This window comes from Devosia insulae DS-56 (assembly GCF_000970465.2).
GTDB classification, from domain to species: domain Bacteria; phylum Pseudomonadota; class Alphaproteobacteria; order Rhizobiales; family Devosiaceae; genus Devosia_A; species Devosia_A insulae.
On record NZ_LAJE02000221.1, the window covers coordinates 1 to 12,264 of the forward strand.

The following is a 12,264-nucleotide window of genomic DNA, read 5'->3' on the forward strand; positions in this document are numbered from 1 at the left end:
GGCCGGCAGGTAGCCGCCCTGCCCGCTGAACACCGCGTGGAAATCCTCGAGATCGCCGGGGTTCTGCGCCTCCAGCACCGGCACCAGCCGCCCCGCGGTAAGATCCTCGCGCACAGTGAACGCCGAGAGCCGCGTTATCCCGACACCCGCCACTGCCATCTGCCGCAGCGCCTCGCCGTCGCTCGCCTGCAGGTTCCCCGCCACCGGCACGGTGACCAGCTTGTTGCCTTCCAGCAGCGGCCAGCCCTCGACCGTCCGCCGATAGCAGAAGTTCAACCGGTTATGCGCTTCCAGCTCCGCGGCGCTTGCCGGGATGCCGTGGCGCGCCAGATAGGCCGGCGCCGCGACGATCATCATCCGCGTCGCACCGAGCTTTCGCGCCATCAGGCTCGAGTTCTTCAGCGGCCCGGCCCGCACCGCCACATCGGTGCGCTCGGCATAGAGATCGACGATCGCGTCGGTCTGCACCACGTTGAGCGTGATACCGGGATAGAGCGCCAGGAACTCAGGCAACAAAGGCGTCAGGATATGGGTGCCGTACGAGGCGCTGGTGTTGAGCCGAATCCGCCCGGCCGGCTGCTCGGCTGCCCCGGCGCCGCGCTCCGCCTCCTCGAGGTCGGCTAGGATCCGCAAGCTCGACTCGTAGAACGCCGTCCCCTCCGGCGTCAGCTGCAGTGTGCGGGTCGAGCGGCTCAAGAGCCGCGTGCCGAGCCGGGTTTCGAGCCGCGCCATCAGCTTGCTCACCGCCGACGGCGTCATCCGCAGCGTCCGCGCCGCCGCCGAGAAGCCGCCCATGTCGACGACCCGCACGAACACGTCCATCTCGCCGAAGCGGTTCACCTCAGTTCGTGACATGTGAACTCAACTCACAAAAGCTGTTCCCTGAGGCAGTCTAGTTCATCGAGCAAGCGAGGTCCATTTCTGCTCCCTGACCAGATTTCAAGTGCATCATGCCACTCGCTCTTTATGCGCTCACCGCCGGTGCCTTCGGCATCGGCGTCACCGAATTCGTCATCATGGGCCTCCTGCTCGACGTCGGCGCCGATCTCGGCGTCAGCGTCGCCATGGCGGGCCTGCTGATCTCCGGCTATGCCCTCGGCGTCGTCGTCGGCGCCCCGCTCCTCACCTCGCTCACCGCCCGCTGGCCGAAGAAAACCACGCTGCTGGTGCTGATGGCGATCTTCACCCTCGGCAACATCGCCTGCGCCATCGCCCCGAACTACGAGATGCTGATGGCTGCGCGGGTGCTGACTTCGCTCGCCCATGGCACCTTCTTCGGCGTCGGCTCGGTGGTCGCCACCAGCCTCGTCGCGCCGGATCGCCGGGCCTCCGCCATCGCGGTGATGTTCACCGGCCTGACCGTCGCCAATATCCTCGGCGTGCCGTTCGGCACCTGGCTGGGCCAGCTCACCTCATGGCGCACCACCTTCTGGGCCGTCGCCGCTATCGGCATCGTCGCCATGCTGGTGATCGCCTTCCTCGTCCCCAAGGATAAGGCCGCCCCTCAGGCCGCCGACTGGCGGGCAGACCTTCGCGCCATGCTGCGCGGGCCGGTGCTGTTCGGGCTCCTCCTCACCGTGCTCGGCTTTGGCGGCGTGTTCACCGTCTTCACCTATATCGCACCCGCCCTCACCGAGGTCAGCGGCTTCCCCGAAGCCATGGTCTCGCCGATCCTCCTGGTGTTTGGCGGCGGCCTCGTCGTCGGCAACCTCCTCGGTGGCAAGCTCGCCGACAGGAACCTCCTGTGGAGCGTCCTCGGCACCCTCGCCGCCCTCGGCATCGTCATGCTGGCGATGAGTTTCGCCCTGCCTAACCCGATCACCGCCGTCATCGCGGTTGGCCTCCTCGGTGCGGCCGGCTTCGCCACCGTGGCGCCACTGCAGCTCTGGGTGCTGGAAAAGGCCGGCGGCGCCGGCACCAGCCTCGCCTCCTCGCTCAACATCGCCGCCTTCAACCTCGGCAACGCGCTCGGCGCCTGGCTGGGCGGCGTCGCTCTCGAACAGGGGCTTGGGCTCACCGGCCTGCCGCTGGTCGGCGCCGTGCTGCCGCTCCTCGCGCTGGCGCTGCTGCTGGTCAGTCTGCTGCTCCGCCGCCACGCCCCGCTCGTCCCCTCCAACTGAAAGTCGACATCATGGATTACCGCACTCTCGGGGCCTCGGGCCTGAAGGTCCCTGCCCTCAGCTTCGGCGCCGGCACGTTTGGCGGCTCCGGCCCGCTGTTCAGCCATTGGGGCACCTCCGACGAAGCCGAAGCCCGCCGCCTCGTCGATATCTGCCTCGAAGCCGGCGTCACCCTGTTCGACACCGCTGACGTCTACTCCGACGGCGCCTCCGAACGCGTGCTCGGCGCCGCCCTCAAGGGTCGCCGGCACCAGGCGCTGATCTCCACCAAGACGGGCCTGCCGATGGGCGATGGCCCGACCGAAGCCGGCACCTCGCGCGCCCGGCTGATCCAGAGCGTCGACGCCGCCCTCACCCGCCTCGGCACCGACTATATCGACCTGTTGCAACTGCACGCCTTCGACGCGACGACACCGGTGGCCGAAACCCTCGGCACGCTCGACGATCTCGTCCGCGCCGGTAAGCTCCGCTATATCGGCGTTTCCAACTTCGCCGGCTGGCAGCTGATGAAATCGCTCGATCTATCTGAGCGGCACGGTTGGTCGCGCTATGTCGCCCACCAGGTCTACTACTCGCTGCTCGGCCGCGATTACGAATGGGAGCTGATGCCGCTTGGGCTCGACCAGGGCGTCGGCGCGCTGGTCTGGAGCCCGCTCGGCTGGGGCCGCCTCACGGGAAAACTGCGCCGCGGCCAGCCGCTGCCCGAAGGCAGCCGGCTGCACAACACCGCCGAGTTCGGCCCGCCCGTCGATGACGAAAGACTCTATGCCATCGTCGACGTGCTGGACGAGATCGCCGAGGAGACCGGCAAGACCATCCCGCAGATCGCCCTCAACTGGCTGCTGCAGCGTCCGACGGTGTCCTCGGTGATCATCGGCGCCCGCAACGAACAGCAGCTGCGCCAGAACCTCGGCGCCATCGGCTGGTCGCTCGATGCCGGCCAGATCGCCCGGCTCGACGCGGCGAGTGCGGTTACTCCGTCCTACCCGCGGTTTCCGTATTATCGGCAGGCGGGATTTGCCCGGCTGGATCCGCCAGCGGTGTGATTGAGCCAATTCGCGATCGATCCCAACGCGTGAACTGCCCCTCACCCCAACCCTTCCCCAGAGGGGAGAGGGGGCGATGGGTTCACCGGCTGTGCCACTCGCGTCCCCTCTCCCCTCCGGGGAGAGGGTCAGGGTGAGGGGCAGAGCGTGACGAGATTCATCCCCGCCCCAAACAAAAAAAGGCCCGCTGCACCAGCAGCGGGCCTTCAAACTTCGATGCGCCAGAACTTACTCCGCTGCGACCTTCTTCGGGGTCACGGCTTCGGTGTAAGCGTTGATCAGCGTGGTGCAGGCCTTGGCCGGCTTGAACTTGAACTCGCCGATCTCCGAAACCGGGGTCACTTCCGCCGCGGTGCCGGTGAGGAAGCATTCCTCGAAATCCGCCAGTTCTTCCGGCTTGATGTGGCGCTCGACCACCTTGTAGCCGTTCTCGCGCGCCAGCTGGATCAGCGTTTGCCGGGTGATGCCGTTGAGGAAGCAATCCGGGGTCGGCGTGTGGATTTCGTCGCCCTTGACGAAGAACACGTTGGCGCCGGTGGCCTCGGCGACCAGACCGCGATAGTCGAGCATCAGCGCGTCGGCATAGCCATTGGCCATCGCAGCGTCTTTGCTAAGCGTGCAGATCATGTAGAGGCCGGCGGCCTTGGCCGACGACGGGATGGTTTCCGGGCTCGGGCGCTTCCAGCGGCTCCATTCGAGGCGGATGCCTTTGAGCTTCTCCTCGACCGAGAAATAGCTCGGCCACACCCACGAGGCGATGGCGAGGTGCACCTTGTTGTTGCGGCCGGGAACCGACAGTTCCTCGGAGCCACGCCAGGCGACCGGGCGGACATAGGCGTCGACGAGGCCGTTCTTTTCCAGCACCAGGCGCTTGGCCGCTTCGATCTCATCGACCGAGTACGGGATGGTGAAATCCAGCGTCTTGCCGCTCTGGATCAGGCGCTCGCTGTGCTGGCGCGACTTGAAAATCTCGCCGCCATAGGCGCGCTCACCCTCGAACACCGAACTGGCATAGTGCAGCCCGTGCGTCAGCACGTGGATCTTGGCGTCCTTCCAGGGAACCAACTGACCATCAAACCAGATCCAGCCTTCACGCTGGTCCATTGGCAAGCCTGCCATCTCAATCTCCCACTCGTCTGGTGCGGCCCTTCGGGTCCGCCGTGTTATTGCCTGTGATCCTGCCCCACCGGCTTGCTATTGGCAAACCGGAACGGCTTTGGGATAAGGCAAAGAGTTGTGTTTTCGATGGGGTGATGATGGCATCGGGCAAAATAAATGTCAACAAGGCTGACATAAATTTGGCGCAGGCCGGCGAGCCTGCCATGCCGCTCGACGTCATGGGCCTGTTCTTCTTCGCCTACCGGGACTTCGTCGGCGATGCTGATGCACTGCTTGAACGACAGGGGTTCGGTCGCGCCCACCACCGCGTGCTGTACTTCGTCAATCTCAGGCCCGGCATGCCGGTTGCCGACCTGCTCGACATCCTGAAAATCACCAAGCAGAGCCTCGCCCGCGTGCTGCGCCAGCTGGTCGACAATGGCTATGTCGAACAAAAGACCGGCGAGAGCGACCGCCGCCAGCGCCTGCTCTATGCCACCGAGAAAGGCCGCGGCCTGTTCGAGACCCTGTCGGCCACGCAGACCAGCCGCATCGAAGCCGCCATCGCCGCCCTGCCCCCGGAAGGCAAGCGCACCGTGCTGCGGTTCTTCGTCGGCATGGTCGAACCGGAAGATCGCGGCCTCTTGGACCGGCTGAAGCTCACCGAAGAGCTGTGAAGCACGGAACGCTCAGTCAGGCCTTCTCCCCTTGTGGGAGAAGGTGGCCGACAGGCCGGATGAGGGGTCTCGCAACCTTTGGGTTGCGCGATCGGAGCGAAGCAACGAGCGATTGAGTGCGCGGAGAGACACCCCTCATCCGCTCTTCGGGCACCTTCTCCCACAAGGGGAGAAGGCAACCCGGCTCCCATCAGGTTTCGTCGAGTCGGCTTCCGCTCTCGCCTCAGAGCTGTAGCCCTCAGTTCACCTTGCAACCGCGGTCGTCTTCTTCTTGTTTGATCGCTTCGATCTCGCGCCGCTCGGCCTTGGAGAATTTCGGCTTCTTGGTCCAGCAATCGTCGTTGTCGAAGTATTCCTGCGCGAGCTCGGTCGAGAAGCAGTAGCCGTTGTCGTCGTAGATGGTGTTGCGCGCCATCCAGAGGTCGAAGCACGACTCTGCCAAAGCCTGGCCGGTCGTCGCGCCCAGCAGGCAGAAGGCCAGCATGGCTGGGAGAACACGTTTCATCTCAATCCCCTCCTCGTCTTTCCCTTGGGCGGGCTGGCTCTCAGCTGTCCTCCCCATTGGGAAAGGACCATCCTACATCAGCTTATTGCCGTTGGGCACGTCGCGCTCGACCGCGGCGAGGACGATAGCACCATCCGCGTCCTCATACCCGAGCGTCAGCACTTCGCTGCGCACCGGGCCGATCTGGCGGGGCGGGAAGTTGACCACCGCCATGACCTGACGGCCGACCAGCGTTTCCGGTGTATAGTGCACGGTGATCTGCGCCGAGCTCTTCTTGACCCCGAGCTCCGGGCCAAAATCGATCAACAGGATATAGGCGGGCTTCCGCGCCTCGGGAAACACCCGGGCCTCGACGATGGTGCCGACGCGGATATCGACCTGCTCGAACTGGGCATAGGTGATCTCAGCCATCAGCCGGCACCGACCTCAGGCCCGCCCGAGTTCTTCCGAGCGCTGCCGCGCCGCGCGCACCGCCCGATCGAGCAGCGGCTCGAGCCCGTCGGGCGCCATCAGCACCTGCAGCGCCGCGTAGGTCGTGCCCTTGGGCGAGGTGACGTTCTCGCGCAGCGTGCCGGCCGGCGAGGGATCGGCATCCATCAGCGCCGCGGCGCCGGTGACGGTCGCCCGCGCCAGCTGCATCGCCTGCTCTTCGTCGAAGCCCTGGCGCCGCGCCGCGGCAGCCAGTGCCTCGACCATGTAGAACACATAGGCCGGGCCGGAGCCGGAAACCGCGGTGACGCCGTCAATCTTGGTCTCGTCGTCGAACCACATCACCTGACCGGCGGCGCTGAGCAGCGCGTTGGCGGTTTCGCGGTCTTCCTCGGTGATCGCAAGCCCCACCGCCCCGGTGATGCCGCGGCCGACCTGCGCCGGCGTATTGGGCATGGTGCGGATGACGCGCTCGGTCTGCAGCCCCTCGGACAATCCGACCAGCGAGATGCCGGCAGCGATCGACAGCACCAGCGTATAGCTGCCGACGATCGGCTGGATCTCGGCCATCACCTCGTAGATCACCTGCGGCTTGACCGCGATGACCAGGACATGCGTGAGGACGCCGAGCGGGCTCGCCTGCAGGCGAATGCCATGCTCGGCGGCGAACTGCGTCGCGAACTCGGAGGGCTGCGGATCGCATAGGACCAGCCGGTCCGCCGGCAGGCCGCCGGCGATCCAGCCGCGGGCCAGCGCCAGGCCCATCTTGCCGGCCCCGACCAGAACGACGGGGCCGATATCTGATAAATTCAAGCTTCGCCTACCGTTTCGAACATCACCTGGCTCAGCGCGTCAGCCGCGCTCTTTCCAGCCCATATCACGAACTGGAACGCCTGGTAGTAGAGATCGCAGCTGTCGGTAGCCGAGCGCAGCAGCGCCTCGCATTGCTGCGGGCTGACTTCGGCACCGCCGGTCAACAGGTGCGAGTTGCGGAACAGCACCACGCCCTCGTGGTTCCACATGTCGAAATGGCCGATCCACAGCTGCTCATTGATCAGCGAAATCAGCTGCTTCACTTCGGTGCGGCGCGTGTCCGGCACCTTCAGGTCGAACGCCGCCGCGATATGCAGCGACTCGAGGTCCTCCATCCAGTTGAAGGACACATGGTAGTCGGCCCAGTTCCCTCGCACCGAAATGGAGATTTCGTCGGCGTCCTGCCGCTCAAAATTCCAGTCGTTGATCGAAGCAATATGCTCGATGATGTCGACCGGATGCACCGTGCGGTCCGGTTCCAGTTCCAGAAGGTGTGCCATTGGCTGAGCGTCCCATTGGGCGAAACGTTTGAAGGCTGGCCGGTTGCCCGGTCCTACGCGTTACTTGCAAGAACTCGCACGCAGTAAGCCTACGAATCGTCCCTATTAGGGAACGCTACACTGACGGCCCGATTCCGGGGATTGCGCCGCCAGAGCCATCCAAGGCTTTCTTCTGTGGATGATCCGGCTCGAAGGGTTAACAGGGTCTTAACTACCCGAGTCTGTCCCCACCCGATTTGCGCGATTTTGGCACATCGCCAAAGGCCCGACTCGGCATAGACTGCGCGGCGCTGCATGACGAAGCTGTCATAGATGATGCTTCGGCGTGCGCCCAGGTTTCCCCCATCCTCGATTGTCATCCCAGCGAGAGCTGACAACGCAGGCGGCCCCAAAGGGTTCGGCTCTGGCGCCCCCTCTCCCTTTGGGGGAGAGGGTCGGGGTGAGGGGGCCTTGCCGCAAGCACCGAGCGTGGGAAAGGCCCCCTCACCCGGCGCTGCGCGCCGACCTCTCCCCCAAGGGAGAGGTGAAGGAGGCGAAGCCTCAGAACAACCCGATCGCGCTGGCCCAGCCAGTGCGGATGGCCTCGGCCCAATGCGGGAAGCCGTTGCCGATCACCTGCTGCGCCGCCGCCTCGAAATCATAGGGCACCGCCCGGATACTCGCCGACCATTGCCCGCCATGCCGCTCCAGCACCGCATAGCGTGCATCGGGCGCGCCGTAGTTGAACTGCAGCCCCACCGAGCCCGGGTTGACCACCAGCCGCCCATCGCGCAGTCGCACAATGCGCGACACATGGGTGTGGCCACAGAGCAGCACCGGGAAATCCAGCCCATCGGCCTTCGCCGTCACGCTCGCTTCGCCCGGCATGGTCACCGTGCGGTCGGTCCACCAGGCATCGAGCCACGGCTCTTCGTCGCTTGTCGGCGTGCCGTGGCAGAGGAACACCTCGCCTTCGATATCCCGGGTGGCCGGCAGGCTCCTGAGATAGTCGAGATGCACCGGCCTCAGCCGCTCGCTGACGAACTTGTCGACCGGTCGCTTCGACACCGGCTGGTCGTTGGCGATGTAGCGGTCGTGGTTGCCGATCACCGTGGGGTAATTGCGCTCGATCAACAGGTCGGCCGTGCCCACCGGGTCGAGCGGCCCGGCAAACAGGTCGCCCAGGTTGATCGTGGCATCGACCCCGACCATGGCGATACTGGCTTCGACTGCTTCCAGCGCCAGCCGGTTGCCGTGGACGTCCGAGATAACCGCGATTCTCATGGCTGCACCGTTCCCAGCAAATGCGGCGACGAAAAGTCGAGTGCCCTTACAGCCCTCTTGGGCTGGCCCATCCCCAGGTTAGCGCTTCTGCCCAGACCGGGTAGCCCTTATCCAGCGCCTGCTTTGCCGCGGCAACGTGGTCATACGCAACCGCGCGCAACTCCGTATTCCACCCGGCGCGGCGCTTCTCGATGATAGCGTAGCGCGCATCGGGCGAGCCGATCTCGAACGGCAGCCCGACGCTACCCGGGTTCACCACCAGCCGCCCATCGGCGAGCCGCAGGCTGCGCGGCACATGGGTATGGCCGCAGAGCAGCACGTCGTGATCGAAGCCTGCCGCCTCCGCCTCGATATAGTCGCGCGGATGCATCGTCGCGACGGTGCCGACCATGGTGTCCATGAACGAGGTATTGTCGTCGCGCGGCGTGCCGTGACAGAGGAACACGTCCTCGTCGAGCAACAGGGTCGCCGGTACCGAGGCCAGCCATTGCTGCTGGCGCGCGTCGAGCATGCCGCGCACCAGCGCGTCGATGTGCCAATCCTTCTCGCGCCCATCGGTAATGTAGCGATCATGGTTGCCGCGTACTGAGGGCAGCCCGAGTTCGATGAAGCGATCGGCCACACCCAGCGGGTTGCTTGGCCCGCTCAGGAAATCGCCGAGCGCCACCGTCGCCTCGACATTTTCGAGGGCAATATCATCCAGCACGGCATCCAGCGCTTCGAGGTTGCCATGGACGTCGGAAAGAACCGCGATCCTCACTTGGACTTAAGGCCCTCGACCTGCGCCTTCAGCTCCTTGAGCTCGGCGCTCTGCGCCTGCACCAGTTCGCGCAGCGCGTCGTAATCCTCGCGCTTGACCAGGTCCATGTCGGCGACCAGCCGCTCGAGCTGCGATTTCACCGCCGTCTCGATCTCGCGGCGCACGCCATCGGCGACGCCGGCGGCGTTATTCATCAGCTTGCCCAGCTCGTCGAAAATCTTCCCACCCTGGGTCATCGTTGGTCCTCGCCTTCACAATTTCTCGCTCGATATCTAGGCTGCCGCCCCTGCCTTGACCAGACCATAGCGGTGGCTAAAAGGTCTCAGCCCCTCGTCGCAATCTGCCCCGTACTCGCGGGCAATGCGCTGAAGGAGTAGGTTTCCTCGACCCGGAGCGCTTTCGCGTGCCCTTCCCCAATATCGATCCCATCGCCTTCGCCATCGGGCCGCTCGTCGTCCGCTGGTATGCGCTGGCCTATCTCATCGGCGTCTTGGGCGGTGCGGCCTACGCGACGACGCTGCTGCGCCGGCATGGCCTGTGGAAGGACAACCGCCCGCCCTTCGAGCCCTCGGCGATCTGGGATTTTGCCTTTTGGGCCGTGGTCGGCATCATCATTGGCGGCCGCATCGGCTACGTGCTGTTCTACAATTTCGGCTACTACGCGGCGAACCCGGGCGAGATCATCGCGCTGTGGGATGGCGGCATGAGCTTCCACGGCGGCCTCGTCGGCATCATGCTGGCCATGGCGCTGTTCGTGCGCTCGAAGGGCGGCAACATCCTTTCCGGCATGGACCTGCTCGGCGCCATCGGCACCATCGGGCTGTTCCTCGGCCGCGTCGCCAACTTCATCAATGCCGAGCTCTACGGCGCGCCGACCACCCTGCCCTGGGCCGTGGTGTTCCCTACCGATCCCGAACAGCTGCCGCGCCATCCGAGCCAACTTTACGAAGCGCTGCTCGAGGGCGCGCTGCTGTTCATCGTCATCCGCATCGCCACCAACCAGCTCGGCGCACTGAAAAGGCCCGGCCTCGTCGCCGGCATTTTCGGCATCGGCTATGCGCTCTCCCGCATCTTTGTCGAGTTCTTCCGGCTGCCCGACGCGCAGCTCGGCTATCTCTACGGCGGCTGGCTCACCATGGGCATGCTGCTGAGCCTCCCCATTCTCATCGCCGGCATCGGCCTCATCGTCTACGCCATGAGGCCTGCCCGTGGCTGACACCCGTTCGCTCGGCGAAATCATCGACATGCAGCTGAGCCAGACCGGCCCGATGTCGCTCGCCACCTACATGAGCCTGGCGCTCACCCATCCGCGTTCCGGCTATTACACCGGCACCGATCCGCTCGGCGCCAAGGGCGATTTCATCACCGCCCCCGAGATCAGCCAGATGTTCGGCGAACTGGTCGGCTTCTTCATCGTCAACCTCTGGCAGCAGCTCGATCAGCCCAAGAGCTTCACCCTGCTCGAGCTCGGCCCCGGCCGCGGCACCCTGATGCAGGATGCGCTGCGCGTCGCGGCCAAGGCCGAGGGTTTTCTCGATGCCTGCCACCTGCAGCTGTTCGAGACCAATCCGGCGCTGCGGGAGCAGCAGGCCGAGCGGCTCGGGAAGTACAATCCCTATTGGGCCAGCGAGGTCGACGCCGTCGCCGACGATCCGCTGCTCGTCGTCGCCAACGAGTTCTTCGATGCCCTGCCGATCCGCCAGTTCGTCAAGGCCACCGACGGTTGGCACGAACGCCAGATCGGCCTCCGCGACGGCAAGCGCGCCTTCGGGCTCAACCCGACGCCAATCCCCGCTGCCGCCATGCCGATCGAGCTGGCGAACGCCGAGCCCGGCGAAATCTACGAGGTCAGCCTCGCCTCGGCCGATATCATGGAAAAACTCGGGCGCCGCATCGCTGCGAACAAGGGGGCCATCCTCGCCATCGACTATGGCTACGCCACCACCCAGACCGGCGAGACGCTGCAGGCCGTGAGTAACCACGCCTTTGCCGATCCGCTCGACGCACCCGGCGAGATCGACCTCAGTGCGCATGTGGATTTCGGCGGCCTCGGCAAGGTCGCAACCGAACTCGGCCTCACCGTGGAAAAGCTCTCGACGCAGCGCGATTTCCTCGGCGGGCTAGGCATTGTCGAGCGCGCCACGCAGCTGGCCAAGGCCAATCCGGGCCAGATCGACACCATTGCCGCGGCGCTGAAGCGCCTCGTCGACAGCACCGAAATGGGCACCCTGTTCAAGGTGTTCTGCGCCCATTCCGGCAACATCGAGCCGATCGGTTTCCCGAAATGAGCATGCCTTTCGAAGTGAGCCGCGCCCTCGAGCGCATCCCCGGCATCCGGCACGGCTTTTTCGGCCGGCGCGGCGGCGTCTCGACCGGCGAGTTCTCCTCGCTCAATGTCTCGCTGTCGGCGGGCGACAAGCGGAATCATGTCATCGAGAACCGCGCGCAGATCGCTGGTATCCTTGGCTTTTCGCTCAACCAGCTGGTGACGCTGAAGCAGGTGCACTCGGTCACCGTGCTCGAGGTCACCCGGCAGCCCGACCCCGACGATATCCCCGAGGCCGACGCCTTCGTCACCCGCGTCCATGGCCTGGCGCTCGGCATCCTCACCGCCGACTGCACCCCGATCCTGTTTGCTGACCCCGAGGCCCGGGTGATCGGCGCGGCGCATGCCGGCTGGAAAGGCGCCACCGGCGGCATTGCCGAGGCGACGGTCGCCGCCATGGTCGATCTCGGCGCCCGCCCCGACCGCATCATCGCCGCCATCGGCCCGACCATTTCCGGCCCGAACTATGAAGTCGGCCCCGACTTCGCCGCCGACCTGATCCGCGACCACCGCGACGCCGAGAACCGCATCACCAAGCCGAGTGGTGGGCGCGAGCATTTCGACCTGCCCGGTTTCGTCTTCGACCACCTGATCGCTGCCGGTGTCGGCCTCGTCGACGATCTCGGCATCTGCACCTATGCCGAGCCCAAGAAGTACTTCTCCCACCGCTATGCCACCCACAAGGCAATCACCACCGGGCGGCAGCTGAGCGTGATCGGGTTGGGCG

At 65.5% G+C, this 12,264-nt stretch carries 15 protein-coding genes; 6 read left to right on the forward strand and 9 right to left on the reverse strand.

What is annotated here, in order from left to right; genetic code table 11:
* The coding region (locus VW23_RS15880; RefSeq protein ID WP_084646211.1) for a LysR substrate-binding domain-containing protein at positions 1-855 on the reverse strand (855 nt) is incomplete at its 3' end.
* A gap of 95 nt (positions 856-950) precedes the next feature.
* Between VW23_RS15880 and VW23_RS15885 the strand changes: the two genes are divergently transcribed.
* Positions 951-2,120, forward strand: a complete 1,170-nt coding sequence (locus tag VW23_RS15885) for an MFS transporter (protein ID WP_069910524.1) — start codon at positions 951-953, stop codon at positions 2,118-2,120.
* A gap of 11 nt (positions 2,121-2,131) precedes the next feature.
* The gene (locus tag VW23_RS15890; RefSeq protein WP_069910525.1) at positions 2,132-3,166 is read left to right on the forward strand and encodes an aldo/keto reductase; all 1,035 of its coding nucleotides are present in this window, start codon (positions 2,132-2,134) and stop codon (positions 3,164-3,166) included.
* 228 nt (positions 3,167-3,394) lie between these two features.
* On the opposite strand, the gene VW23_RS15895 is transcribed toward VW23_RS15890, so the two are convergent.
* Complete coding sequence (locus VW23_RS15895) at positions 3,395-4,285, reverse strand: branched-chain amino acid aminotransferase (protein ID WP_069910526.1); 891 nt, start codon at positions 4,283-4,285, stop codon at positions 3,395-3,397.
* A gap of 203 nt (positions 4,286-4,488) precedes the next feature.
* On the opposite strand from VW23_RS15895, the gene VW23_RS15900 reads away from it, so the two are divergent.
* On the forward strand, positions 4,489-4,941 hold the full coding sequence (locus VW23_RS15900) for a MarR family winged helix-turn-helix transcriptional regulator (RefSeq protein WP_069910535.1): 453 nt from the start codon (positions 4,489-4,491) through the stop codon (positions 4,939-4,941).
* Positions 4,942-5,179: 238 nt separating this feature from the next.
* On the opposite strand, the gene VW23_RS15905 is transcribed toward VW23_RS15900, so the two are convergent.
* From VW23_RS15905 to VW23_RS15935, 7 genes are all read right to left on the reverse strand, one after another.
* Positions 5,180-5,446: a YARHG domain-containing protein gene (locus VW23_RS15905; RefSeq protein ID WP_176730418.1), complete on the reverse strand. Its 267-nt coding sequence runs from the start codon at positions 5,444-5,446 to the stop codon at positions 5,180-5,182.
* A gap of 72 nt (positions 5,447-5,518) precedes the next feature.
* Entirely contained in the window at positions 5,519-5,860 is a 342-nt protein-coding gene (locus VW23_RS15910; protein ID WP_141728361.1) for a tRNA-binding protein, read from the reverse strand.
* A gap of 12 nt (positions 5,861-5,872) precedes the next feature.
* Positions 5,873-6,688, reverse strand: coding sequence for a pyrroline-5-carboxylate reductase (gene proC / locus VW23_RS15915; protein ID WP_084646209.1), 816 nt, complete (start codon positions 6,686-6,688; stop codon positions 5,873-5,875).
* Positions 6,685-7,188, reverse strand: coding sequence for a type III secretion system chaperone family protein (locus VW23_RS15920; RefSeq protein WP_069910529.1), 504 nt, complete (start codon positions 7,186-7,188; stop codon positions 6,685-6,687). Before VW23_RS15920 ends, proC begins: the two co-directional genes overlap by 4 nt.
* 540 nt (positions 7,189-7,728) lie before the next feature.
* Complete coding sequence (locus VW23_RS15925) at positions 7,729-8,451, reverse strand: metallophosphoesterase family protein (RefSeq protein ID WP_069910530.1); 723 nt, start codon at positions 8,449-8,451, stop codon at positions 7,729-7,731.
* 46 nt (positions 8,452-8,497) lie between these two features.
* Positions 8,498-9,211, reverse strand: a complete 714-nt coding sequence (locus tag VW23_RS15930) for a metallophosphoesterase family protein (protein ID WP_069910531.1) — start codon at positions 9,209-9,211, stop codon at positions 8,498-8,500.
* On the reverse strand, positions 9,208-9,447 hold the full coding sequence (locus VW23_RS15935; protein ID WP_055880728.1) for an accessory factor UbiK family protein: 240 nt from the start codon (positions 9,445-9,447) through the stop codon (positions 9,208-9,210). The genes VW23_RS15930 and VW23_RS15935 overlap by 4 nt, the downstream gene beginning before the upstream one ends.
* Before the next feature lie 167 nt (positions 9,448-9,614).
* Between VW23_RS15935 and lgt the strand changes: the two genes are divergently transcribed.
* The 3 genes from lgt to pgeF form a co-directional block, all read left to right on the forward strand.
* On the forward strand, positions 9,615-10,427 hold the full coding sequence (gene lgt, locus VW23_RS15940) for a prolipoprotein diacylglyceryl transferase (protein ID WP_069910532.1): 813 nt from the start codon (positions 9,615-9,617) through the stop codon (positions 10,425-10,427).
* The gene (locus VW23_RS15945) at positions 10,420-11,499 is read left to right on the forward strand and encodes a class I SAM-dependent methyltransferase (RefSeq protein WP_201788058.1); all 1,080 of its coding nucleotides are present in this window, start codon (positions 10,420-10,422) and stop codon (positions 11,497-11,499) included. The genes lgt and VW23_RS15945 overlap by 8 nt, the downstream gene beginning before the upstream one ends.
* Before the next feature lie 2 nt (positions 11,500-11,501).
* On the forward strand, positions 11,502-12,264 hold a 763-nt coding region (pgeF, locus tag VW23_RS15950; protein WP_069910533.1), incomplete at its 3' end, for a peptidoglycan editing factor PgeF.

Coding starts and splice junctions, on each gene's coding strand:
- VW23_RS15885 (WP_069910524.1), top strand. CDS start 951: ATGCCACTCGCTCTTTATGCGCTCACCGCCGGTGCCTTCGGCATCGGC.
- VW23_RS15890 (WP_069910525.1), top strand. CDS start 2,132: ATGGATTACCGCACTCTCGGGGCCTCGGGCCTGAAGGTCCCTGCCCTC.
- VW23_RS15895 (WP_069910526.1), bottom strand. CDS start 4,285: ATGGCAGGCTTGCCAATGGACCAGCGTGAAGGCTGGATCTGGTTTGAT.
- VW23_RS15920 (WP_069910529.1), bottom strand. CDS start 7,188: ATGGCACACCTTCTGGAACTGGAACCGGACCGCACGGTGCATCCGGTC.
- VW23_RS15925 (WP_069910530.1), bottom strand. CDS start 8,451: ATGAGAATCGCGGTTATCTCGGACGTCCACGGCAACCGGCTGGCGCTG.
- VW23_RS15905 (WP_176730418.1), bottom strand. CDS start 5,446: ATGAAACGTGTTCTCCCAGCCATGCTGGCCTTCTGCCTGCTGGGCGCG.
- VW23_RS15900 (WP_069910535.1), top strand. CDS start 4,489: ATGCCGCTCGACGTCATGGGCCTGTTCTTCTTCGCCTACCGGGACTTC.
- VW23_RS15935 (WP_055880728.1), bottom strand. CDS start 9,447: ATGACCCAGGGTGGGAAGATTTTCGACGAGCTGGGCAAGCTGATGAAT.